Source organism: Pseudoflavonifractor sp. An184 (genome assembly GCF_002160305.1).
GTDB lineage: Bacteria > Bacillota > Clostridia > Oscillospirales > Oscillospiraceae > Lawsonibacter > Lawsonibacter pullicola.
Window position 1 is genome coordinate 53,201 of record NZ_NFKI01000004.1, and the last position, 24,536, is coordinate 77,736.

General features: G+C 60.8%; 20 protein-coding genes and 2 tRNA genes. 8 read left to right on the forward strand and 14 right to left on the reverse strand.

What is annotated here, in order from left to right:
• Positions 1–232 precede the first annotated feature (232 nt).
• Complete coding sequence (locus B5F19_RS02795) at positions 233–1,327, reverse strand: hypothetical protein (protein WP_087287724.1); 1,095 nt, start codon at positions 1,325–1,327, stop codon at positions 233–235.
• A gap of 401 nt (positions 1,328–1,728) precedes the next feature.
• On the opposite strand from B5F19_RS02795, the gene B5F19_RS02800 reads away from it, so the two are divergent.
• A tRNA-Ser gene (locus B5F19_RS02800) sits at positions 1,729–1,820 on the forward strand.
• Positions 1,821–1,966: 146 nt separating this feature from the next.
• Here the strand turns inward: B5F19_RS02800 and B5F19_RS02805 are convergent.
• The 8 genes from B5F19_RS02805 to B5F19_RS02840 form a co-directional block, all read right to left on the reverse strand.
• A complete protein-coding gene (locus B5F19_RS02805; RefSeq protein ID WP_087287727.1) occupies positions 1,967–3,721 on the reverse strand; it encodes an ABC transporter ATP-binding protein in 1,755 nt (584 codons plus the stop codon).
• Positions 3,718–5,502 (reverse strand): ABC transporter ATP-binding protein, encoded by a 1,785-nt coding sequence (locus B5F19_RS02810; protein WP_087287730.1) that lies wholly within the window; start codon positions 5,500–5,502, stop codon positions 3,718–3,720. Before B5F19_RS02810 ends, B5F19_RS02805 begins: the two co-directional genes overlap by 4 nt.
• A gap of 61 nt (positions 5,503–5,563) precedes the next feature.
• Entirely contained in the window at positions 5,564–6,181 is a 618-nt protein-coding gene (locus tag B5F19_RS02815) for a TetR/AcrR family transcriptional regulator (RefSeq protein WP_087287734.1), read from the reverse strand.
• Positions 6,182–6,300: 119 nt separating this feature from the next.
• On the reverse strand, positions 6,301–8,388 hold the full coding sequence (locus B5F19_RS02820; protein WP_087287737.1) for a heavy metal translocating P-type ATPase: 2,088 nt from the start codon (positions 8,386–8,388) through the stop codon (positions 6,301–6,303).
• Positions 8,389–8,445: 57 nt separating this feature from the next.
• Complete coding sequence (locus tag B5F19_RS02825; protein WP_087287916.1) at positions 8,446–8,706, reverse strand: DUF6110 family protein; 261 nt, start codon at positions 8,704–8,706, stop codon at positions 8,446–8,448.
• Positions 8,707–8,923: 217 nt separating this feature from the next.
• On the reverse strand, positions 8,924–9,805 hold the full coding sequence (locus tag B5F19_RS02830; RefSeq protein WP_087287739.1) for an AraC family transcriptional regulator: 882 nt from the start codon (positions 9,803–9,805) through the stop codon (positions 8,924–8,926).
• Between the two features lie 38 nt (positions 9,806–9,843).
• A complete protein-coding gene (locus B5F19_RS02835; protein ID WP_087287742.1) occupies positions 9,844–10,092 on the reverse strand; it encodes a heavy metal-associated domain-containing protein in 249 nt (82 codons plus the stop codon).
• An 82-nt stretch (positions 10,093–10,174) separates the two neighbouring features.
• Positions 10,175–10,957: a ZIP family metal transporter gene (locus B5F19_RS02840; protein WP_087287745.1), complete on the reverse strand. Its 783-nt coding sequence runs from the start codon at positions 10,955–10,957 to the stop codon at positions 10,175–10,177.
• A 448-nt stretch (positions 10,958–11,405) separates the two neighbouring features.
• Between B5F19_RS02840 and B5F19_RS02845 the strand changes: the two genes are divergently transcribed.
• The 7 genes from B5F19_RS02845 (at position 11,406) to B5F19_RS02875 (ending at position 17,357) form a co-directional block, all read left to right on the forward strand.
• Positions 11,406–11,795 (forward strand): sigma-70 family RNA polymerase sigma factor, encoded by a 390-nt coding sequence (locus tag B5F19_RS02845; protein WP_087287747.1) that lies wholly within the window; start codon positions 11,406–11,408, stop codon positions 11,793–11,795.
• A gap of 228 nt (positions 11,796–12,023) precedes the next feature.
• Entirely contained in the window at positions 12,024–13,121 is a 1,098-nt protein-coding gene (locus B5F19_RS02850) for an AAA family ATPase (protein ID WP_087287750.1), read from the forward strand.
• A complete protein-coding gene (locus B5F19_RS02855) occupies positions 13,118–13,444 on the forward strand; it encodes a hypothetical protein (protein ID WP_087287753.1) in 327 nt (108 codons plus the stop codon). Before B5F19_RS02850 ends, B5F19_RS02855 begins: the two co-directional genes overlap by 4 nt.
• A 132-nt stretch (positions 13,445–13,576) precedes the next feature.
• Positions 13,577–13,894: a plasmid mobilization relaxosome protein MobC gene (locus tag B5F19_RS02860; protein ID WP_087287756.1), complete on the forward strand. Its 318-nt coding sequence runs from the start codon at positions 13,577–13,579 to the stop codon at positions 13,892–13,894.
• Between the two features lies 1 nt (position 13,895).
• Complete coding sequence (locus tag B5F19_RS02865) at positions 13,896–15,263, forward strand: relaxase/mobilization nuclease domain-containing protein (RefSeq protein WP_087287759.1); 1,368 nt, start codon at positions 13,896–13,898, stop codon at positions 15,261–15,263.
• A gap of 36 nt (positions 15,264–15,299) precedes the next feature.
• On the forward strand, positions 15,300–15,584 hold the full coding sequence (locus B5F19_RS02870) for a hypothetical protein (RefSeq protein WP_087287762.1): 285 nt from the start codon (positions 15,300–15,302) through the stop codon (positions 15,582–15,584).
• Between the two features lie 84 nt (positions 15,585–15,668).
• Positions 15,669–17,357, forward strand: coding sequence for a recombinase family protein (locus B5F19_RS02875; RefSeq protein WP_087287764.1), 1,689 nt, complete (start codon positions 15,669–15,671; stop codon positions 17,355–17,357).
• Positions 17,358–17,509: 152 nt separating this feature from the next.
• On the opposite strand, the gene B5F19_RS02880 is transcribed toward B5F19_RS02875, so the two are convergent.
• From B5F19_RS02880 to addA, 5 genes are all read right to left on the reverse strand, one after another.
• Positions 17,510–18,586 carry a hypothetical protein gene (locus B5F19_RS02880; RefSeq protein WP_087287766.1) on the reverse strand — a complete coding sequence of 359 codons (1,077 nt, stop codon included), beginning with the start codon at positions 18,584–18,586 and terminating at the stop codon, positions 17,510–17,512.
• The gene (locus B5F19_RS02885; RefSeq protein WP_087287769.1) at positions 18,573–19,067 is read right to left on the reverse strand and encodes an RNA polymerase sigma factor; all 495 of its coding nucleotides are present in this window, start codon (positions 19,065–19,067) and stop codon (positions 18,573–18,575) included. The genes B5F19_RS02880 and B5F19_RS02885 overlap by 14 nt, the downstream gene beginning before the upstream one ends.
• Positions 19,068–19,415: 348 nt before the next feature.
• Positions 19,416–19,709 carry a hypothetical protein gene (locus B5F19_RS02890; protein ID WP_140394145.1) on the reverse strand — a complete coding sequence of 98 codons (294 nt, stop codon included), beginning with the start codon at positions 19,707–19,709 and terminating at the stop codon, positions 19,416–19,418.
• A gap of 943 nt (positions 19,710–20,652) precedes the next feature.
• Positions 20,653–20,726 (reverse strand) — tRNA-Gln (locus B5F19_RS02895).
• 184 nt (positions 20,727–20,910) lie between these two features.
• On the reverse strand, positions 20,911–24,525 hold the full coding sequence (addA, locus tag B5F19_RS02900) for a helicase-exonuclease AddAB subunit AddA (protein ID WP_087287773.1): 3,615 nt from the start codon (positions 24,523–24,525) through the stop codon (positions 20,911–20,913).
• Positions 24,526–24,536: the final 11 nt, after the last annotated feature.

Here is a 24,536-nt window from a genome sequence, read left to right on the forward strand (position 1 = left end):
GATGGGGCGGACAGCAGTCTTCCGCCCTTGGAAGCTGTTCCCAGGGAGAAGACATCCTGTGGTTTCCTCAACAACACACACAATTACTATACCATATTTCACGCCCCGGGCACAAGAAAAAATTCCCGGTGCGTTCGGGCGGAAACAAACAAAATCCCCCAGGAGCCGGGGAAGCGGTTCCCTGAAGCTCCTGGGGGAATCTGCGCACAGAACGATGAAGGGGGCGGGAGGATCATCCCTCCGCCGGGCAGACGCCCTTCCGAACATGGACAATAAAATCCTGCACGTTAGTGACAATGGTCTTTACTGACAGACTGCCCCGGTCCCGCAGCTTGTTCACCGCGAACTCGGAGATGTCCACCGAGTAGAAGTACAGGGGGCGCACGTTTCCCTCCGCCACCCGGTAGCTGGGGGTCATGTTGCCGGTGGCCACGGTGTGCAGAGTGGAGGCCATGCAGATGATGGTGGTGGCCTTCCGCACCAGCTCCCGCATAGCGTCCTGGCCCTGGTATACGTCGCCATATACCTCGGGCAGGGGGCCGTCGTCCCGGACGGAGCCCACAAGAACAAAGGGGACCTGATTTTGGACGCACTCATACATGATGCCGTCGGTCACCGCGCCGGACTCCACGAAGGCGGGGATGGAGCCCAGCCGCCGCACCGCGTTGATGGTGTCGATGTGGTTGTAGTGGCCGTTGTAGTGGGGCTTCTGGGTATAAATGTCCTGGCCCAGGGCGGTGCCCAGATAGCTGGCCTCCAGGTCGTGGGTGGCCAGGGCGTTGCCCGCCATCAGGCCGTGGACATAGCCGCCCCGCACCAGGGCGGCAAAGGCGGCCCGGGCGTCCGCGTCAAAGGCACAGGCGGGGCCCATCACCCAGAGAATGTTTCCGTGCTCCCGCTCGTGGCGGAGGAGCTGGTAGAGCTCGTCATAGTCGATGGAGTAGGCGGTCTCCCGGCTGCGGCCGGTGCGGAAGGCGAAGGCCTCCCGATTGCCCGCCTCGTCGGCAAAGCAGTTGGGGTGGATGTAGATGCCCTCGGAGCCGTCCTCCGTGCGGCCCACCACCACCGGGTCGCCCGCCTTCACATTGCGGAACTCCACAATCTCAATCCGCCCGTTCCGGGCCACCGCCACGCAGTCCATGCGGCTGTCCTCCGCCAGCACCCACCGGCCGTCCAGATGGTAGTATTCCGGGAACAGGGTGGTGGCGTGGTATCCGTCGGGCACGACGCCGTCCTGCTCCGCCGGGACCAGCTTCACGTCCGGGGCCTGATCCAGTCCCAGGGCGGTAAAATCCGGGGCCAGATAGCGGGGTAAGGAAAAACTCATGGTTGGGACCTCCCACAGGACGGATCGCACCGGCAAAGAAAAGGCCGGGCGGAAACGCCGGCCTATCCTGCTGTCTCGGGTTTGCTTCGGGCGCGGAGCGCCTTTGGATGAAATCCGTCCAAACATTGAAAATTGATTTTGAAACATAGTGGATTGAAAACTTTTTTTATTATATACGCCTTTTTTACAAAAGTCAATTTTCCCCGTGGAAAATCAGCGGAAAAAGGAGCCCTCTTTTCCGGGCGATTTGACAAAAGGGGGCGGCAGAGACCGCTTCCCGGAGGGGGCCATTTCCCGGCCGGCAAAAAAATCGAAATTTTTTTGAAAAAAAGCTTGACGGCGGGAAAAAATCTGGTATAATAATCTTCGCTGTCACGAGTGACCAGGGACAGCAGCCGTTTGGAGAGATGGCTGAGCTGGTCGAAGGCGCACGATTGGAAATCGTGTAACGGCTAATACCCGTTCGAGGGTTCGAATCCCTCTCTCTCCGCCAAAACAAAAGGCAACTGCGAAGGCATAAGCCCCATAGGTACACAATGTGAACCTATGGGGCTTATGCTATGTATGGGGCAAATCATTGAAAACAGACGGCTGACGGATGGCACCCATGATTGGGAGCCGCCCGTCAGTCGTTCTGCTTTATTTCTTACATAACAGCCGCCACTGGGCGCTCTCGCTCTGGAGCTCCACCATACGACGGTAGAGGCCGCCCTGTTCCATCAGCTCCGCCGGGGTACCCTGCTGAGCCACATGGCCGTCCTCCAGCACTACAATGTGGTCGGCCCCCGCCACGGTACGCATCCGATGGGCGATGACCAGCACCGTCTTGCCCCGGAGCAGGCGGGAGAGGGCGGTCTGGACGGCACTCTCGTTCTCCACGTCCAGGCTGGCGGTGGCCTCGTCCAGCAGCACCACAGGCGCGTCCTTTAGAAGTGCCCGGGCGATGGAGATCCGCTGCCGCTCCCCGCCGGAAAGGGTGGAGCCGTTCTCGCCGATCACCGTCTGGTAGCCCTGGGGCAGCCGACGGATGAATTCATCGCATTGGGCGGCCTTGGCGGCCTCCAGCACCTCCTCATCGGTGGCACCCCGGCGGCCCAAGCGGATGTTCTCCATCACCGTGTCCCGGAACAGCACCACATCCTGGAACACCATAGAGTAGGAGCGCAGGAGGGTCTCCGGGTCTACCGTGGACACATCCGTCCCACCTAAAAGCACCTTCCCGCCGGTGACGTCCCAGAACCGGGCAGCCAGCTTGCAGGCGGTGGACTTCCCGCCCCCGGAGGGACCAATGAGGGCGGTGACCTCCCCCTGGCGGGCGGTGAAGCTCACATCTTCCAACACCCCTGCTCCCTCCCGGTAGGCAAAGGAGACATGGTCAAAGGTGATGTCGTATCGGTCGGGGTGGAAGTTCTCTGTTCCTGTCTGCACCGGCTGTTCCAGAATAGAGCGCATCCGTTCAATTTGCAGCTTGGTGTTGAAGGTGGCGGCGATATTCTGGAGTACCACCCCCAGAGGATCATACAGCCGGGCAGCGGCGAACAGGAAGCCCAGGAAATAGAGGAAAGAGAGCTCCCCGGCCAGCAGCAGCGCCCCGCCGGTGAGCACCGTGGTGGCAAGCCCCAGGCGCAGGAACGCCTGAGCGGAGCACACAAACACGCCGGTGGCCAGCTCGGACCGGATGGAACTGCCCTCCATAGCGGACAGCTTTGCCTCCAGATCGCCAAGATACCGCTCCTCCCGGTGGCAGGCCTTGATGTCCCGGATGGTCTCCAGCCCCTCCTGGATGCAGTCGGCCACCGCCCGCTTGTTCAGGATGTTTTTCGTTCCGAAGGCATCCTGGATTTTTTTGGAGCCCGCCGTCAGCGCCACCGCCACGGGCACCACCCACAGCACCGCCAGGGCCATGCGCCAGTCGCAGGCAAACATACACACCCCGATCACCAGCGTGGAGCCGATGGAGGCAAACAGCTGGGGCACATAGTGGGAGAACATCTGGTCCAGACTGGAGCAGTCGGCAATCATGGTGGAGGTCAAGTCGCTGAGATCACGGTTTCCGAAAAAGGACAGGGGGAGTCTGCGCAGGGTCTCCGCCAGGCTCACCCGGCGGTTGGCACTCTCCCGGTAGGTGGCGATGTAGAGAGAGGCGTACTGGAACCAGTGGAGGACGAACAGCAGGAGGAGCACCGCCAGGGCAAAGCCCACATAGGTCCAGAACCCCTCCATGGGGTCGCTGCCGCCCTCCAGACAGCCCAGCAGATGCTGGACCGTGAACAGAACCGCCCCGACGGGGAACATGAGAGCCAGATTGCACACAAAGCACCAGAATACGGCCTTCACCAGATCCTTTGCCCCCTTCTCACTGAGGGCGAAGATGTGCTGTAATTTCTTCGTCATACCGCTGCCTCCTTTCCAACCTTCCACTGGGCGCTGCGCTGATAGTCCGCCCACATGGCGGCGTAGACGCCGTTTTTCTCCAATAGAGCGCTGTGGCTGCCCTGTTCCGCGATCTTTCCTTCGTTTAAGACGATGATGTTGTCCGCATTCTGCACCGTGGACAGCCGGTGGGCGATCATCAGAACCGTTTTGTTCCGGGTCAGGGTCTCAAAGGCCTTTTGGATCTGATGCTCGTTCTCCGGGTCGGCGAAGGCGGTGGCCTCGTCCAGCACCACGATAGGAGCGTCCTTCAAAATGGCCCGGGCCAGGGCGATGCGCTGCTGCTCCCCGCCGGAGAGATAGACGCCCCTGGCGCCCACCACCGTATCCAGCCCCTGGGGCAGTTTTTCCAGAATGTCATCGCACTGGGCGGCATGAGCGGCAGCAAGCACCTCCTCCCGGGATGCGTCCGTCCGGGCAGCCCGGATATTTTCCAGCAAGCTCTCCTTGAACAGCCGGGTATCCTGGAACACAAAGGCCATCTGCCCCATGAGGGCGGCGCCGTCCAGTTCCCGCACGTCCGCGCCGCCTACGGTGACGCTGCCGCTGTCCACATCCCAGAACCGGGGGATCAGGCTAGCGGCGGTGGTCTTTCCCCCGCCGGAGGGGCCCACCAGGGCCACCACTTCACCGGGCCGGACAGAAAAACTCACATCCTCCAGCGCGGGCCGGCTGGCGCCGGGATAGGTAAAGGTCACATGGTCAAAGGTCACGGCATCGTTGACCGGCCTCTTTTGGACCTTCGGCTCCTCCATAGGTTGCTGGCTCAGGATCTCGTCCAGACGGCCGATGGCTTCGTCGGCCTCCATCACCGCCTCGCTCATATACATGATGCGGTTGATCATCTGGCCGCAGGCAGGGGCGAACAGGGCGTAGAAGATCAGGTTCACCAGCGCCGTCCGCACGTCCCCGCCGGAGGCGATGAGCAGCGCTGCCGGGATCAGCAGGGCGAAGGCCCCGTTGATGAAGGTGAGGAAGCAGGTCTGGCCTGTCCGGCAGCTCATGGCGTACTGGCTGGCCAGGTTGCTGTAATCCTGAATGGCAGCGTAGAAGGCCTTGAAGGAGTAGACCGTCTGCTGGAACATCTTTACCACCGGAATGCCCCGGACATACTCCACCGCCTCGCCGCTCATGCGCTCGATCTCCTTTTGATAGCGGTGGAAGAAGCCGGCATTTTTGCCGCCCATCATCAGGCACATGGACAGCAAAGCCAGCACCATGGTGAGCAGGCACAGAAGGCCCATCCGCCAGTCAAAGAGGAACAGCACGACGATGGCAGCGATGGGTGTCACCGCCGTGGCGGCCAGGTCGGGGAGCTTGTGGGCCAGCAGGTCCTCGGTGAGCCCGGCGTTGTCGTCGATGAGCTTGCGCAGCCGCCCCGATTGATTCCCGGTAAAAAAGCCCAGGGGGAGCTTCAGCACATGGGCCATAGCGGCGCGCCGGATGTTCCGGGCGGTGCGGAAGGCGGCGATATGGGTGGACATAAGGGCGGCAAAGTACAGCAGGATACTGCCAATGGCAAACCACACCGCCATCCAGCCAAAACGACCCAGATCCCCGGCCCCGTCCAGGCTGGGCCAGGCGGCCAGTATGCTTCTGGCCACCAGCCAGACACACAGGTAGGGTACCAGCCCCAGCACCGCCGACAGGGCGGACAGGATACAGCCCAGGATCGTCAGGTTTTTGTGCCCGCCCGCATAGCCCAAGATGCGAGTCAGGCTGCTTGGTTTCTTTTGTTTCAAAGTGATCCCTCCTTATCAAAATAGTTAGCATTGACTAACCAATATCCAAAAAAGACAGGGGTCAAGCCCCCATCAATTTCAGCCATCCGGCAGTGTAGAAGTCGCGGAGTTGAGCCACATCCCGCAGGGCCTGATCCCGCGGCATATCGTGGACCACGATCTCGAATATCCCGTTGAACATCCCGCTGGCGATGATGTGACATAGGGATTTGTCCAACTCGGGAATGTCCTTTCCCAGGCGGCGGAGAACCTCCATGTATTGGAGGGTGTATTCTACCTCCACCTCCACCATGTTGTGGACGAAGTGCTCGTAGCTGGTGCCCTCTGAGCGGGTGAGGAGCAGCTTTACCGGCTCCCGGTGCTGACAGATGTAGTCCACCATCCAGTCCAAATAGGTCCCGGATTCCACCCCCATGTGGGATGGCTGCTGCTCCTCGGGCAGCTCGGCAAAGGAGGTCTGGGCCTCCATGAACTTGCCCATAAGGGCAGCGGCATGGGGCTCCACCAGGGCGTTGAACAGGGCCTCCTTGCTGGAGAAGTAGCCGTAAAAGGCCCCGGTAGTCACTCCGGCGTTCTTTACGATCTGCCGCAGGGAGGCACCCTGAAATCCTTTATCCAGGAACTCCGCCAGCGCAGCTTCCTGGATTTTTTCCAGAGTTGCAGTGGTTCTCTCTTCCATGAGGCAGCCTCCTTATAACAGTGTGATATAACATCGTTATAATACGGCTGACGGGAGCATTTGTCAATAGGCAGATTGAAAAAGCCCGGTGCAAACGCGCCGGGCTCTGTCTGGGTACGTTATTCTGTTTTGGACATGGGCAGGGCGCTCATGCTGTGGAGGCTCACCCCAAGAGTGGACAGGTTGTGGAGCATGGCGGAGGTTGCAGGGGGCAGGATACCCGCTACGCCAAGGCCGATGAGCGCCCCGTTGAAGCCGATAACGAAACGGTAGTTGTTCTGGATGCGGCGCATCAGAGCCATGGCCAGCTGCCGCAGGCGCACCAGCTCCCACAGGCTGTCAGCGGCGATGGTGATGTCGGCGATCTCCCGGGCGATGGCCGCCCCATCACTGATGGCGATGCCCGCGTCCGCCTCGGAGAGGGCGGGGGAGTCGTTGATGCCGTCCCCCACCATGAGGACGGTGCGGCCCTCCCGCCGGAGGGCGGCTACATAGTCCGCCTTGTCCGCCGGAAGCACTCCGGCCTGGAAATCGTCAACTCCCAGCTGTGCCGCGATGGCGGCTGCGGTGCGGGGGCTGTCCCCGGTGAGCATGACGGCGTTTTTCACGCCCAAGCCCCGCAGGGCGGAAAGCACGTCCTTCGCCTCCTCCCGCAGGGGATCGGAGATACAGATCACGGCCGAAAGCACTCCTTCGATTGCGAGATAGAGTTGGGAATACTCCGGGGGCAGGGCGTCGAACTTGGCCTGTTCGCCCTCCGGGATGGTCACCTTTTCGTCCTCAAAGATGAAGTGGGCGCTGCCGATGCGCACCTGCTCCCCATCCACCGAGCTGGCGATGCCGTGGGCCACCAAATATTCCACCCTGGCGTGGCGCTCCTCGTGGGTGAGCCCCCGGCGGTGGGCCTCCTCCACCACGGCGTTGGCCATGGAGTGGGGGAAGTGCTCTTCCAGGCAGGCAGCCAGGCGGAGCATCTCCGCTTCTTCCTTCCCGTTGAAAGGGACGATCCTCGCCACCCGGGGGCAAGCGTGGGTGAGAGTGCCGGTCTTGTCAAAGACGATGGTGTCCGCCTGGGCAACCGCCTCCAGGAATTTGCCTCCCTTGACTGTGATGTGCTCCCGTCCCGCCTCCCGCATGGCGGAGAGCACCGCCAGAGGCATAGCCAGCTTCAGGGCGCAGGAAAAGTCCACCATCAGCACCGACAGGGCTCGGGTCACATTCCGGGTGAGGGCCAGGCTCAGCAGGCTCCCGGCAAAGGTATAGGGCACCAGCCGATCCGCCAAACTGGATGCCTTGGCCTCAGCGGCGGACTTCATCTGCTCTGACCGCTGGATCATCTCCACAATCTGGTCGTAGCGGCCCTGGCCGGAGGCCTGTTTCACCTCCAGGACGCACTCGCCTTCCTCCACCACAGTGCCGGCGTAGACCGCGCCGCCGGGGCGCTTAGCCACAGGGACGGACTCGCCAGTGAGGGAGGCCTGATTGACGGTGATCTCTCCTTCCGCTACCACGCCGTCCAGGGGAATGACACCCCCGGCCCGGATCACCACCCGGTCACCGGGCTGGATCTGGCCGATGGGGGTGAGTACCTCGCCGGCCTCTGTTTTCAACCACACCCGATCCACATGGAGGGACAGGCTCTCCGCCAGGTCGGCCACAGACTTCTTCCTCGTCCAGTCCTCCAACAGCTCGCCGATCTCCAGCAGGAACATCACCATACCGGCAGTGCCGAAGTCCCGGCGGCCCACAGAGATCCCGATGGACAGGGCATCCAGCAGCTCCACCTTGATTTTCCCTCGGTTCAGGCAACGAAAACCCTTATGGAGAAAGGGCGTCATATGCCAGATTACCCGGGCAACCCGCAGCGGAGCGGGCAGGAACAGGGCGGCGGCCCCCTTCATCAGCACCTTGCCCACCAGTTTCTCCTGAAATTCCCGGTTCAGTTCCCGGATACTGTGACTGGGAAGGGTAACTGACTCCTCTGCCTTGGTCCAGGTGAAGCCGCCGATAGCGGAGAGGACGGTTTCCCGCTCCCCCGCATAAGTCACAATGACGCAGCAGGTACGCTCATGGACGACCGCCTCTTTGGTCCAGGACTGGGCCTTCAGCCAGGTCTCCAGCAGGTCCGCTTGGCGGAAGGTCATAGTTTTCTGCCTCAGCCGCAGGCGCATCCGGCCTCTGCTCTCGTGTACGATGGTCGCTCTCATAGTTGATCTCTCCTCATGGAAAAAGGGAGCCGCTTACCGGCTCCCTTCCGCAGTTTTTCAGGCCTCCTGGCCCTCTACCTGAGCCTCGGCCTCCTTGGCGGCCCGGGCCTCGTTGATGTCCTTGGCGGCGGCAAGAATGTCGGCGGCGTTCTCTTGGGCGGAGGTAACCGTCTCCATCACGCTGTCCTTCATCCGCAGGCCGGCAGCGGTGATGTGGGTATAGGCCTTCTTGGCGTCCTTGCTGGTGAGCAGCTTCACGCCGGCGGAGCCAAACAGGGCGCCGCCCACGAAGCAGGCCAGTCTGACATAGTGTTTCATCATGGGGGTTTCTTCCTTTCTGCTATGTACTTATTTGCGTTTGTAGCCTGTGATCATCACCATGACCATGCAGATCACGGCGCCCCAGGCCCAGAAGCGATGCTGTTTCATCAAGATCTCCTCCTGTTGGAAAACAAACATATCTCTTTGCGTATTGAAGTATTATAGCAGACACCCTGTGTAACTGCATTGCCAAATCAGCCGAGTAACCGCCTATTCAGACATTTTTTCGGTATTGGCCCGGAGGCACTCCATATTGTTGGCGGAAAGCGGCGGCAAATTGACTGACGCTGCTGTAACCTACCGCTTTTGCCACTCCTTCCAGATTTAATCCGGACGTGTTCAGCAGTTCTGCCGCTCGTTCCATCCGCCTCTGCCGCAGCCAGGTATGAACAGGCAGGCCATACAGCCGGCGGAACGCCTCCTTAAACGTGGTGGCGGAGAGACAGGCTCGGCGACTCAGGGCTGGGATGGTGAGAGGCTCATCCAGATGCGCTTCCATGTACCGACAGGTCTCCGCCAGAGACCGGGCTATATTCCGATTTGGCATCGAACCCGGGAGAGTATACGTCCCCTGTTCATCCTGGGTGGAGAGCAGATAGAGCAGTTCCACCGACTTCCACACGCACCAGCGCGCCTGCTCGCTTTGGGGAAGACGGTCCAAGTTATCAAAAGCTGCCCGGCTCCAGTTGGTGGGACCCTCCACGGCGCAGCCACCCCGACTGGCCATCCATCGCCGCACCTGCCCTGTGTCCAGGGTTAGGCCACCCAGCAGATTGCAGATAGTTTCCAGGCTCTCTCGGGCACCCCGGGCATCTACCGCCACCAGGACGCCAGCCAGAGATGAGTCCACCCGGGCATTGGTCAGCCCAGAGAAGTCAGTGAGAATCAACACCTTCCTGGCGTCAGCGGTCAGGAAGGTTCCGTTCCGCCGGGTCAAGGTCACTGATCCCCCCAGGCAGAACAGGGCCTCAAAGTGCAAGGGAGCCAGTTGGAGGGGTAATAGGTGTGGTCCCTTCTCCAGAGAGAACAGACAGGCTCGGGCGCCGGGCATCACCTGGGTCCAATCTCCACGGTCTGCCAGAAATTCCGCCAGCAATATTTTGCCCCCTTTCCATCTGTCTGCATCCCGGCTCTTTACCGGCTGAACAGCCCCTTCTTTTCCCAGGGCTCCTTCCGGATCTCCCCCACCTCATAGCCGGTGGCGGAAATGGCAGCACGCAGGGCATCCTCGTCCAGGTCCGTCTCTGCAATCACCGTGGTCTCTTTTTTGCTCCGGGAGGAGGTGACCTTCTTCACTGGAAATGATTTCCGAACCGCATCGTTTACATGGCTTTCGCACATGCCGCACATCATGCCGTCTACTTGGGCCGTGTACTTCCACATCGTCTATTCCTCCTGTCTATTTAAAAAGGTTAGATCACGCTAACTATTAGGCATGAAAAAGTGGTCGTTTTGGATGTCTCGCTTAGCCCAGTGCCACGTCCAGCGCCATCATCAGGGTGAAGCCCAGGGCGAAGGTCAGCGTTCCCACATTGGAGTGCTCCCCCTGGGACATCTCCGGGATCAGTTCCTCCACCACCACATAAAGCATGGCGCCGGCGGCGAAACTCAGCAGATAGGGCAAGGCTGGAACCACCAGCCCGGCGGCCAGGATGGTCAGCCCGGCGCCCAGGGGTTCCACCGCACCGGAGAGCACACCCCCCGCAAAGGCCCGGACCTTGCCCACCCCCTCCGCCCGCAGAGGCATGGAGATGATGGCCCCCTCGGGGAAGTTCTGGATGGCGATGCCCAGGGACAGGACCAGCGCGGCTGTCATCGTGATCTGGCCTTCTCCCGCCAGGAAACCCGCGTAGACCACCCCCACCGCCATCCCCTCTGGGATGTTGTGGAGGGTGACGGCCAGCACCATCATGGTGGAGCGCTCCAGCCGGGTGCGGGGTCCCTCTGCCTGCTGGCTCCGCTGGTGGAGGTGGGGGATCAGGTGATCCAGACCCAGCAGGAAGAGGATACCGGCCCAGAAGCCGATGACCGCTGGCAGAAAGGCCCAGACGCCCGCCCCAGCGGACTGCTCCATGGCGGGGATCAGCAGGCTCCAGATGGATGCAGCCACCATAACGCCGGAGGCAAAGCCGGTGAGCCCCCGCTGCACCCGGTCCCCCAGGCCCTTCTTCAGAAAAAAGACGCAGGCGGCGCCCAGGGAGGTGCCGAGAAGCGGGACGAGCAGCCCCCAAGCTACTGCCAGTTTCATTCCAACTCCCTCCTGTTCTTTGTCTGCCGGGACAAGTTTTCTTTCTGCTAATTAAGAGTAATAGTTAGTATATGCTAACTTATATGTATTGTCAAGGACCACACGAGTATTGAATCATCTTTTTCTATTCTGCCTTTATATTTTTACCACCATATAGGAGAATTTCATTCAGGGCACAAAGCCAATTTGCCCATTTACATTGTAGATTCCATCGTATTCGTATTCTTATTGACAAAAAGAACTTTTGTTCTATACTGGACACAGGCGAAAGCCGAAACTCGCAGCTTTCCGGTGAGGTTCACACCCCTGTGAACCTCAGGCATTCATGGGCCTCGTAGGGCACCAAAACCACCCTGAACGAAGGGAACATCCATGAAGGTCTTCAGTATTTGGCGCTGTACCGGCAGCGCGGGTGTGCGCCTTTCCGTGGAGAGCGGAAAGGACATGAATGGACGACTCTGTCGTTGTTCTCTACAATGGTGAGCCAGTATCGGTGCCAAAGGAGGTAGCGGAATTTCTGGAGCAGGAGCGGAAGCGGGAGCAGGCGCAGGACAAGCGGGACGAGAGGCATCTGAGTAGAAGTGAGTTTGAAACGGTGCTGTCCTGCCTTGGAAACACCGATCCTCCCGTGGAAGAAACTGCGATCCAGGCCCTCCAGCTTGAAACTCTGCGAAAGGCTGTCCAAAAATTGGATGCCCAGGAGCAAAACCTGGTCGCCCTGCGCTATGGTCAGGAGCTGACCATGGAGGAGATCGGGAGGCTCTGCGGCATCTCGAAAATGGCGGTATCAAAGCGGCTGAGAAGGCTCCACGAAAAGCTGAGGAGCTCTGTCACATGACAGGGCTCCCCAGCTTTTTTCTGTCTCTGGGCTTGCTATTCATAAGCTCCGCTCTCGTCCATACTGGATGGGAGCAAAATTTTTTCCAAAGATTTTCTATTTTCTGGTTTACAAACTGCTTCTGAGTGTCCTAATGGGTGAAGGACAAAGGTTCCGAATCGGAAAACCAGCTGATGGCCGCAGTTGGGATTGTCCTAAAACAAACTCAGAAAAGAAAGAAGGGCGAACATGAATCCAACCCCGTTGACCTATCTGGACGGCGAAACTCTGATGAGCACCGTCCTGCCGCCCATCCGCTTTGTCGTAGACAAACTGCTCCCCCAGGGACTGCACATCCTGGCTGGAGCGCCGAAGGTAGGAAAATCCTGGCTGGCTCTGTGGCTCTGCCTGTGTGTTGCCAAAGGAGAGCCGGTCTGGAATTTCCCCACTCTCCGGGGCGGCGTCCTCTACCTCTGCCTGGAAGACAGCTATTCCCGCATCCAAAACCGCCTGCTGGACATCACAGACAACGCCCCAGCAGACTTGTGCTTTGCCACCGTGTCTGAGAAACTGCACAGCGGGCTGGAGGAGCAGATCGAGGGATTTCTTGGCGCACACCCAGATACTGCGCTGGTGGTCATTGACACTCTCCAGCGCATCCGGGCTGTGGGAAACGAGGCAAATCCCTACGCCAGCGACTACCGGGATCTGGGTGTACTGAAGGAATTGGCAGACCGGAACCGCATCGCCATTCTGCTGATCCACCACCTGCGGAAACTAAACGATGAAGACCCCATGAACATGATCTCCGGTACCACCGGCATCAGCGGCGCCACGGACACCAACCTGGTACTGAAGAAAGGAAAAAGGAGCGGCAGCGCCGCCACTCTCTACTGCACCGGGCGGGACATCGAGTACCAGGAGTTGGCCCTGGAGTTCGACCAAGACGCCCATGTATGGAAGCTGGTGTCCAGCGGGGAATCCACAGAAGAACAGGACAAAATCCTGGCTTCTCTCTCTGCTTTCCTCGCGGAGCGCCGGGAATTTACCGGCACCGCCACGGAGCTGGCAGAGGCGCTGGAGCCCTATTGCAAAGAAAAAATGCGTCCCAATGTGCTGATGAAGCACCTGCTCCGCCGCCAAGAGGAGCTGTCCCGCATGGGGATTGCTATCCAAAACAGGCGGACTCGTGACCGGCGGGAGCTGTTGTTGACACGCGCCTGTGACGGCAATGACGGCAGTGACGGGAAAAACGATACGGAGCCGGTGCCGGATTTGTTGTCACAGCCGTCACAGCTGTCACCGAATCCAACAGACACTTCTGACGAAGGGGGCGCGGACAAATGAACCGATTGGAGAAAGATTTGAAATTGCTCTTGGATTCCTTGGCGGACCGCTGCATAGATGAGACCATGCGCTCCGTCATGGAGGCAATGAAACAGTCCATGGATGACGAGGAAATTCCCCCAGCGGAGACAGTGAGATCCTTCATCCAACACCCGGGACAGCCCACGGAGCTGACGGCTTTCCAGCAGGCCCTTGCAATGGACAATCTGCTGGAGCAGGCGGAAGTAAATTTCCGTACGCTCTGCGATCTGCTCCGCTACCACTACTGGAAACAGGCCGGAGCGGTCAGCTCCGTGGAGGAGTTCATAGAGCTGTTCCGGTAAGACGCTGAGTGGGTGCCGATAACGGGGATTCCTCCCTTTCGGGAGGGCAAGCATCGCGTCCGGCTATACGCCGGCCACCGTTCCGGGGTGCTGCCCCGGACCACAGCCCCTGAAGGGGAGAAAGGAGCGTCAATGCAGAGAGAAAAGAAAACCGAGATCATCACTCTGCGGGTAACACCGCAGACGAAAGACCGCATCCGGGCCAAGGCGCGGGAGCTGGGCCTGACGGTCACCGACTACCTGTGTCTCTGCGGGCTGGGCAAGAGGATCATCCGGGTGGAGGGCCTGGACAATGTGCTCTCTGAACTGAAAGCCCAGGGGCGGAATCTCAACCAGCTCACCACTCTGGCCAACATGGGCAAGATCGCCGTGGTGTATGGGGATCGACTGGCGGAGGGCTACGGTCAGATCAACGAGCAGCTCCGCCAGCTGTTGCGGGAGGTGACCTGAGATGGCTACTTTTACCGTCGTCAAGAACCGGGGCGGAGGCCGGGGCGCGCTGGGCGGAGTGCTGCGATACACCCAGCAGGACGAAAAGACGCTGTGGAAAGGGCAACGGTTAGCGACAGGCTGGAACTGCACCGCCCAGTCCGCTCTCTCCGAGATGCGGCTCACCAAGGATCGATTCCGAAAAACGGACGGGCGGCAGTGCTATCACTTTGTCCAGTCCTTTGCGGAGATAGACGACCTGACACCCCAGGAGGCCCACGCCATTGCTCTGGAGCTGGCCCAGCGGGAGTTCCCTAACTTCGAGGTGCTGGTGGCCACTCATATCGACACCGACCATCTGCACAGCCACCTGATCGTCAACAGCGTCAGCTTCCAGGACGGCAGGAAACTCCATCAGAGCGCCGCCGACCTCCAGGCCCACCGGCTGGCCAGCGATGAGATCTGTGCCACCCACGGCCTGGAGATCCTACCGCCGCCTCAGAGACAGGTCAAGCAGAAACGCATGGGCAGCCGGGAATACCGCTCCGCCGCCAAGGGCGAGAGTTGGAAGTTCCGACTGATGGACACCATCGACCAGTGCATGAAGTACGCCGAAACCAAAGACAAATTTATTTCTTTGATGGAGAGCGAGGGCTACCAAGTGCGCTGGACGGACAGCCGGAAGAACATCACCTACACCACACCGGAAGGAATGAAATGCCGGGATGACCGGCTTCACGAAACGAAGTATACGAAGGAGGTCATGGAACGTGAATTCCGAATCCGGGCAGAAATTATCTCTGGAGGAGTTGAAACAGCGAAATCGGGCATCGGCCTTTTCCGTGCCAGCCGCGCCGCCGGACACTCCCACGAGGCAGGACAGGGAGAATCTGCTGGCGGTACTCACGGCCCTGTACCGGCTGGAGAGCACCAACAGCAGCCGGCTGGAGCACCTGGAGGCCAGCGTTGCGGCACAGGAGGCCCTGTTTCGGGCGTTGAGCCGGCAGGTGGGGCAGCTCCCCACACAGTCCCAGCTGGAGGCGCTGGCGCGGGATGTGGCCCAAATGAGGGCGGAGCTGAAACAGGCTGGGAAGAAGAAAGAGCTTTCTGTTTCTCCGCCCAGTTTGGAGACGGCACTGTCCGTCCTGATCTGGCTGGCCCTGATTTTGCTGGGCACGCTGGTGGGCATGGTGGTCTTGCGGACGATCTGGTCCGGCTTGGCCGCACTCTGGAGCGCGATGCGGACGCTGATCCCGTAAGGGATGCCACCACCACACATCAGCACGGTGATAGAAAAGCCCTCCGCAGGGAGAGAGAGAAAAAGATCGCCCTTGGCCACAAGGAGGACGATCATGAGGAAGAACCAACTTGGCAGCAGACCATGAGCTGAGGCCAACCGTTCCCTGATATGGGAAGAAAGGCGAATATGAAAAAAGATTACGAGGAGTATCGGGACACCGGCATTCTGGGCGGCTACCACCCGGAGATGGCCGTACTGCGGGAGCAGAGCGATGGGGAGGTCATGACGATATTTCGTGACACAGAGTATCACCAGCAGGAGCAGAATATGGAGTGCCGGCGGGAGATGCTCATCCGTGGAAAGGTGTTTCATGTGACCTCTGTATTTCCCAACCAAGCCATAGCAACGCCCACGGACAAGATGCTCTCCCTCATCGACGCGGAGTTTTCCGAAAAGGGCCACAGCGCCTGACGTTTCAGTAGACTTGGGGGAGCCGGCGGGGTATACTGTTGCTGCCCCATACCGGCTTGCCCCAGGAAAAGGAGGTTACAAAATATGGCAAGCCAAAAATATAATATCCTCTATGGCCGGCTCAGTCAGGAGGACGAGCGGCAGGGGGAGTCCAACTCCATCCACAACCAAAAGCTGTTTCTGGAGAAGTACGCGGCAGACAATGGATTTGAGAACACCCTGTTCCTGTCTGACGACGGATACTCCGGGACCAACTTCGACCGGCCCGCGTGGAAGAAAATCGTGGAGATGATCGAGGACGGTGAGGTGGAGACCCTGATCGTCAAGGATCTCAGCCGGCTGGGACGGGAGTACCTGCAGGTGGGACAGCTGACGGAACTCTATTTTCCAGAGAAGGGCGTCCGGTTCATCGCAGTCAACGACGGAGTGGATTCCCTGGTGGAGAGCAGCAACGACTTCAACCCCATCCGCAACTGGGCCAACGAGCTCCACGCCAAGGACACCAGCAAAAAGGTGCGGGCCATCAAGCGGATGCAGGCGGAGCGCGGAGAGCGTTCTGGCTCCAAACCACCCTACGGATACAAAAAGAAGGATAAGGACACCAAGGAAATTGTGCCGGACGAGGTGACCGCCCCGGTGGTATGCCGGATGTTCGAGCTGTGCGCCGCTGGGAAGGGGCCCAACCAGATCGCCAGAATCCTGACCAGAGAGCAGATCCTGAACCCGACCAACCAGTACTACCAAGAAACTGGGAAAAACTGCAACCACCTGGACACGACCCGTCCATATAGCTGGAGCGGCAAAACAGTAGCAAATATTCTGGAGAACATCGTCTACCTTGGCCACACGCTCTCCCTGCAGCGAACAACGCTCTCCTACAAGAACAAAAAGCAGATCCGCAGACCAGAGAGTGAGCAGATCCTGGTGAAGAATACCCACGCTCCGCTGATATCTCAAGAGCTGTGGGACATCGTGCGGGATGTACGGGCACATAAGCGCCGCCCGCCCAAGCACATGGAGGAACCTAACTTGTTCTCCGGCCTGGTCTACTGCTCCGACTGCGGACAGTATCTAACGCTCTGCCGGACGGAGAAGATGCGGGAGGATCAGTACTACTTCCGGTGTTCTACCTACGGCAAGAGAGGCAAGGATGCCTGCACGCCTCATCAGATCCGAGAGATGGATCTGAAGCAGATCGTGCTGGACGATCTGCGCAGAGTGACCCACTTCGCCCGGATGAAGGAGCGGCAGTTCGCCCAGTACATCAACCAGAAGAACACCTTGGAACTGCGGCGGGAGATCAACCGTGTGCAGAAGGAGGTGGACGCCATGCGCCGCAGGAACGGGGAACTGAGCACCCTGTTCAAGCGGCTCTACGAGGACAACGTGCTGGGGCGGGTGACCAACGAGCAGTTCCGGATGCTCTCCGCCGACTACAACGAGGAGCAGAAAGAACTGGAGTCGGCTATCCCCGCGAAGGAGGAGCAGTTAGAACGGCTGAAAGCCTCGGTCGCCCATGTGGATGCCTTCATCGAGAAGGCCAAGCAGTACACTGCCATCGATGAACTGACGCCCCAGCTGCTGCGGCTGTTCATCCAGCGCATTGAGATCGGGGAGCGGTCGAAAAAGCACTCCCGCTCCGCTGGCCAGAGCGTTCGGATCGTGTACCGGGACATCGGCGCGCTGGACACGCCCATGCGGGAGGGCGACCACGCACCGCGCATGACCAAAGAAATCACAGAGAAAGAAGCAATCATCCGATTGCTGGCATGAAAACACAGAGGCGGACGGCTTCCGCCGTCCGCCTCTGTGCCTGAAAATTCACCCGGTTCAGAAAATGTACCTATGGGAACCATCAGAAAGCAGTTGCCTTTTGTTTTTCTGTTGTGCGGGAAAAACAAGGGCGGCTGGTGCCGCCCTTGTTCCTATGATTCCACCGGAACCAGCCCGTCCAGGGGGAAGGTCTGTCCAAAGATGGTAATAGAGGCAATTTCCGCCGGGGCAAAGACCCGCTCCGGGCGGTATCCCACTCGGGCAAACGGCGCATAGGTCCGCTCAAACATACCGTAGGAGACGGTCTCCGTCTCTCCCGCGGCCCTGCCGTACACCTGCTCCGCCATCCGAACCGTCTCGCCGGACTGGGTAGTGAGGACGGGCGATGCATCGTTGGAGGAAATCATGACCTCCCAGATGGAGTCGGAGAAGGGATCATCCCCGCTGGGGCGGATGCCGTAAAAGACCGCGATAGGGGAGAGATAGACAGAGTCCAGGAGGACCTCCTCTCCTTCCACCGTGAGGGGTTGGCCGACGGACTGAACGAAGCCGGAGGCCTGTTCCGACAGGGTGATGGTCAAATCGGTTGTCCAGTGGCCGCCCACAAAATCAAAGGTCTCTTCCACGCCCTCCGAGTATTCGGTCAGGCGGTAGGGGTAAAATTTGGTCTCCAGACCCAGCAGACTGACGGGGTCCTCGAGACAGACTGCGGTGATCAGAAAGGATACCTTGCCGTCGGCAGAATTGCCGTCGGGGAGGTAATCTAGGCTCCTGCCGCCTATGCGAGGGGGCCACGGGTTGTCGGTCTCCTCCCACCAGTACTTCAGGGAGTAGTTGTCCCCATCCAGGACAACTCCCTCCGGGGCGGTCACGTCCACCAGGATGGCCGCGGAGTACAGGCCTGTGTACATCTGATTCACGTCAACGGTCCACCCGTTTTGGAAGGTGTGGGACAGTCCCACCGGCTCCCACTCCTGGGAAAAGAGGGCCTCATCCTCCTGCCGCACGCCGAAGTAATCCAATACCTGCCGGCCAAAGCCGGTCACCGCCGCAAAGGCGCAGGTGGTCAGCAGCAGGGCGGCGGCCGCCAGCACTGCAATAGTTTTTTTCATCAGCTTCATAGGCCGTCCCTTCCTTTCTTCCAAAAAGAGGCGCTCCAGCATGGCCTCCTCCTGAGACCGGGTGGGTTTGACCTGCTCAAATACCCGGTAAATGTCACGATCTCCCACTGTGTTCCGCCTCCCATCGTTCTTTCAGCTTCTTCCGGGCCTGGACCAGCCAGGTGCGGACGGTGGAGGGTTTTTTCCCCAAGATCTCCGCCGTCTCCTGGGCGGTATAGCCCTGGTAGTAGTGGAGATAGAGCACCAGCCGGTATTTCTCCGGCAGGGACAAAATCAGCTCCCACAGCGCCCCGTCCTCCGGCTGCTCCCAGGTCAGGGCGTTTAACGCGGATTCGTCCGCCCGGCGGGTGCGCCACCAGTGCTTGAGCTGATTTTTACACTCGTTCCGGGCGGCGGTGATGAGCCAGGCCCTCTCGTGGTCCGGACTCTGAAAGGGTTTGTCCCACTCCATCACCTTGCGAAAGACATTCTGGGATGCGTCCTCCGCGTCGGGCACGTTTTTTAACAGCACCAGACAGATCTGATAGACCATGGCCACGTGTCTCCGGTAGAGGCTGGCCACTTCCTCCCGGCTGCGCGCTGGGTCCATCCTAAACGCCTCCCCTCTGCTCTCTCTATTTATCATACAATTTTCCACACCGAAATGTTGTGCTATGAACATAATTTTTTTAAAAAACTGGGAGCACTTTGGCGCTCCCAGTTTTTGCGATATGGCTAAAGGGCGAGGGGATGGTCGAGCTAAAGAAGGCGGCAGAGGCAATTTCAGCCGGGGCGATGATGCGATCCGGCAAGAAGCGGAAGCGTCCTTGCTCCGGCCCAACTCCAAACCGGTCTGTTCGTCTTCTCGAGTGCTGAACATTGGCCCGGTGTCTGTAATTTGGACGCTTCCGCCTTCCACTGTTGTCAGAGAGAGATTCCCCGCCCAGATGTCCACGACCTACTCGAAAATATCCGCCACCCGGTCCTGCACCTCCTGCATCTCCACTGTCAGTGAGAGCGGTGAGACGTAGATGGCCGAGAGCTGGATACGGCGGCCCTCCACGTCAAAGGGCTGCTGGAGCGGCAGGTATCTCCCCGGGGCCTCATCCGGAATGGCCAGAGAAAAGGACCAGTTCCCAGTGAACAGAGGCGGAGCCAGGACCCCGCTCTCCGATTGGTAGAACCTGGTCAGGGTCAGGTCCACCGTGCACCCTAGAAGGCTGGGTTCCTCCCGCCATGGGTTGGATTTCATAGAGCGGGGTAACATGGTTAGGTCAGCTTCTCCAGGGCCTCGGGGTTCTCCCAGCGGGTGTTCCACCAAGGTCGGGGAACCGATATGAACGACAACGTAAGAGCTGGACAGGATAGAAGTCGCACAGAGAGGCAAGTAAGACTTAGAAGGGCGTGGAAACCTGTAAAGGGTCAACTAAAGGGGAAATCGCCTAATTCAGGGCAAGAAAAATCCCATGAACCGTTGAGGCTCTAAGGTTTCTTTTTGACAAGTCACTACAATCTAGATATTTAAAATTTTGAATCAGCTATCTTAAATCTTGTCCAACGGTCCTTCTGGGCCACGCCGCTTTTGCGGCGTTCGAGCGTTTTGCCGCAGGTAAAACCTCGGCGCAGAGCGAATTCATTTCGCCCGAGCATTTTAAAGAATCCCGGGTACCAAAAAAAGAAGCACCTGCTATGCAGGTGCTTCTTTCAGGCTGTCGAAAAAGTCTAAGGACTTTTCCGACAGCCTGCAAAAATGCCGTTACTTTCCCGCCGCTGTGCGGCGGAAAAGTTCTCGCTGCGCTCGCTGAACGCCTTGCCATGCAAGGCATTCAGGGCATTCTATCCCACTCGAGGCGGGCTGCCGCCCCCTCGAGCTCCCCCGCCAACACTCGGGCGGATTCGTCTGAACAGAGGTTTTTCGACAAGCTGAAAGAAGCACCTGCTATGCAGGTGCTTCTTTTTTGACAAGTCACTACAATCTAGATATTTAAAATTTTGAATCAGCTGTCTTAAATCTTGTCCTACGGCCCTTCTGGGCCGCGCCGCTTTTGCGGCGTTCGAGCGTTTTGCCGCAGGCAAAACCTCGGCGGAAGGGCGGCTTCGCCGCCCTGAGCATTCTAATGCCGAAGGGTGTAGGCCGCCTCTGGCGGCCGGAACCCAAAACAAAAGGCAACTGCTTTCGCAGTTGCCTTTTGTTTTGGCAGCGGGAGAAGGATTCGAACCCTCACAAACAGAGTCAGAGTCTGTCGTGCTACCCTTACACAATCCCGCTATTTTTTGGTTTTTTGTTTCGCCCTCTCGCGAGGACAGGTGCTATTATACGCAAGGCCGGCGGAAATGTCAATAGTTTTTTCAAAATTTTTTGACAAAAATTTTCACGCCGCAAAAAGGCCGAAAAGATCCCCCTCAGAGTCGGGGCCGGCGGACGCTTCCGCCGGCCCCCATGTCTTGTTTCATCACAGCTCCCACGGCTGTCCCGTGGCAAAAAACCATAGCACCCGCCTGAAAACCTTCCGCCCGGTAACCCGCTCCAGGGCCCGGCTGTATGCCTCCAGCTGGGGGCGGTACTCCTCCGCCCGTGTCCCCTCGCCGCCGGGGCGGATGCGGTCGCTCTTGAAATCCAGGACGGTGAGCCCGTCCCCCTCGGCAAACCAGCAGTCGATGACCCCCTGGAGAAGCACCTCCTCCCCCTCCAGCCCGGGGCCGTAGTCCGAGGCCGGGGTCAGGATGGAGAACTTGAACTCCCGGTGGATCTCAGGAGAGGCCAGCAGCTGTTTCCCCAAGTCGGAGGCGAAGAAGGCTGCCGGCACCGCCGGGTCCACCGCCTCCCGCTGGAGGTGGGTGAGGAACCCCCCCGCCGCCAGGCGGTCCAGCTCCCGGCGGATCCCCTCCGGGCTGTGGTCCCCATTCAGGGGCAGATACTGCATGGCCAGGTGGAGGGCGGTCCCCCGCTCTGTGGGGGTGAGCCCCTTTTCCCGGGCAATGAAGTCCGGCCGCTGGATGGACTCCGGTCGGTGCTCCCGGGGCTTGGGGGTCTCCTCCGCCGCCTCCTGGTCCAGCACCCGTCCCTTCAGCTGGGTGGCGGTGAGCTTGGAGGGCATCTCGGACGCCGCCCCATAGGGGTAGCGCCAGGTGAGGGCCTCCATCAGTTCCCCGGCCTCTCCATCCTGCTCCGCCGCAGGCAGGTCGGCAAAGCGGCCCTCGGGCTGAGAGGCCGCCCGGAGCCCCGCCCCCTCCACCCAGCGGATGTCCCAGGCGGGCCCCAGCCCTTGGGCGCTCCGCTCCGGAGCGCCGCACATGGCCCGCAGCCCCTCCGCCTCCGGCCGGGTGAGGGCGTGGAGAAGAATCCATGCCCCCACGCTCTGCTGCCGCTCCAGGGCCGCCGGGGCCACCGGGGCGTCCGCCTCCCCCGCCAGCCGCTCCAGGGCCTTGAGCCCCTCGGTGAGGGCGATGGACAAAATCAGCTTCTCCTGGGCCCGGGTCATGGCCACGTACAGCAGGCGCAGCTCCTCGGCCATCATCTCCCGCTCCAGCTGCCGGGCCACCGCCCGCCGGGCCAGAGTGGGGTACTCCACCATCCGCTCCCGGTCCAGGCCCTTGGGGCCCACCCCCAGCTGGGCGTGGAACAGCACCGGTCGCATGAGGTCGTCCCGGTTGAAGCGGCGGGACAGGCCGCACACCAGCACCACCGGGCACTCCAGCCCCTTGGAGCGGTGGATGGACAGGATGGACACCCCCTCCCCCTCCCGGGCGGAGGAGGCAGCGGAGAACTTCCCCCCCGCCGCGCGGATGCGCTCCAGGCGCAGGAGGAACTGGAACAGAGAGCGGCAGCCGCTGTCCTCCAGCTCCCCGGCCAGGGCATACAGGGAGAGCAGGTTGTCCTGCCGCTCCTGTCCCCCGGGCATGGCCCCGAACAGGCCCAGCAGGTTGGTCTTTTCATAGATGTGCCAGATGAGCTGGCGGCAGGTCATGTCCCCCGCCCCGAAGCGCAGCTCCTCCAGCTCCTCCAAAAAGTCCCGGCACTCCCCGTCCCCCTCCTGGGCGGCGCGGACCACAGCGGAGTAGAAGTCCCCGCTTTTGCTCCCCGCCCGGAGGAGGGCCAGCTTGTCCCCGTCAAAGCCGTACAGCGGGGAGCGCAGGGCGGCGATGAGGGGCACGTCCTGGCGGGGGTTGTCCACGATCTGCAGCAGGGCCAGGGCCACATTCACCTCAGTGGTCTCAAAGAAGTCCCCGCCGCTGTCCGCCCTCCAGGGGACCCCCGCCTGGGACAGCTCCCGCAGGTAGTGGTGCATCACCACCCCGGGGCTGCGCAGGAGGATCATCACGTCGGAGGGGCGCAGGGGCCGCTCCCCGTCCCCCTCCTTCACCATCAGGGGCTGATCCAGCAGCGCCCGGATGCGCCGGGCGGCCCACCGGGCCTCCAGGCGGTTCTTGTCCTCCCGCTCCCCCTCCTCCTGGTCTCCCAGGAAGGACAGGTCCAGCAGGTCCAGCTCCAGCTCCTTGTGTTCACGCTCCGGGAACTTGCCCTCGGGGACCAGGGCCTGGTCGTCGGTGTAGTCCAGCTCGCCAAACTCAGTAGACATAATATTTCGGAACAGGTCGTTGCACCCCTCCAGCACCTGCCTCCGGGAGCGGAAATTCCGGGAGAGCACCCGCCGCCGGGGCTCCCCCTCCGCCGCCTCGTCCCCGTCCGGGAAGCTGCGGTACTTTCCCAAAAAAATGGTGGGGTCGGCCAGCCGGAAGCGGTAGATGGACTGCTTCACGTCCCCCACCTGAAAGAGTTTTCTTCCCCCGTCGGACACGGCGGAAAAAATGGCGTTCTGCACCTGGTTGGTATCCTGGTACTCGTCCACCATCACCTCGGCGTAGCGGGCGCTCCAGCTCCGGGCCAGCTGGGTGGGCTCTCCCGTCTCCGGGTCTGTGAGCAGGCGGACGGCGAAGTGCTCCAAATCGGAGAAGTCCAATAGGCCCCGCCGGGCCTTCTCCGCCTGATAGGCCCCCTGGAAGGTCCCCACCAGGTCCATGAGCCCCTGGACCGCCGGACGGCTCTCCGCAAGGGCGGCAAGCTGTTCCCCGCTGTCCCCGTCGAACCAGTCGGACAGCTTTCCGAACCGCTCCTTCACAGCGTCCCGCAGGTCCTTCACCCGCTGGGTGGCCGCCAGGGCCCGGGCCTCCTCCATGGGGCTGAGTTCCACGGTCCGCTTCCGCTTCCGGCCCACCGCCGGGAAGGGGATGGGCAGGCAGGCGAACGCCCGGTCCCAGCTGCCCCCCTCGGCGGCGGCGCAGAAGGCCTCCACCCCCTCCAGGGTGGCCTGGAGGGAGGGGGCGTAGTTCCCCTCCAGCAGCTCGTCGGCGGCCGTCAGGGCCAGGGCCTCCTCCAGCCGTTTGGCGCAGTCCCGCCCCTGCCGGGCGGCGTCGGTGAGGAGCAGCCGGCCCCAGGCGGTCTCCCCCGCGTCGGTCACCCCGGACAGCTCCCACACCTCCCGCTGCTCCCTCAGCCAGCGCTCCGGGTGGGGGTGGCTCTGGATGCGGCCGAACACGTCCAGCACGATCTGGGCCAGGCGGCTGTCGTCCCGCCCGGCGGACAGGGTGTCCACCAGGACGGCAAAGGGGCTGTCCGGCTTGATCCCCTCATACTGCGCCTCCAGCACGTCCTCCAGCACCTGGGCCATGAGCACCTGGGCCTCCCCCTCGTCGCACAGCCGGAAGTCCGGGTCCAGGTCCAGCCGGTGGCCCTCCTCCCGCAGGAGGGCGGAGCAGAAGGAGTGGATGGTGGAGATCTGGGCCCGGTACACCAGGGTGGACTGCCGCCGCAGGTGCCGGTCCCCGGGGTTCTCCGCCAGGCGGGAGGACAGCTCCTGGGCGATGCGGGTGCGCAGCTCGGCGGCGGCGGCCTTGGTGTAGGTGATGACCAGGAAGCGGTCCAGGTCCAGCCCCTCCCGGGTCACCCGGTCCAGCAGCCGCTCCACCAGCACCCGGGTCTTGCCCGATCCGGCGGCGGCGGACACCAGCAGCTCCCCGCCCCGGTCGTCTACGATCTTCTTTTGTTCGTCGGTCAAGGGAAAGGCCATAGAGGTTCCTC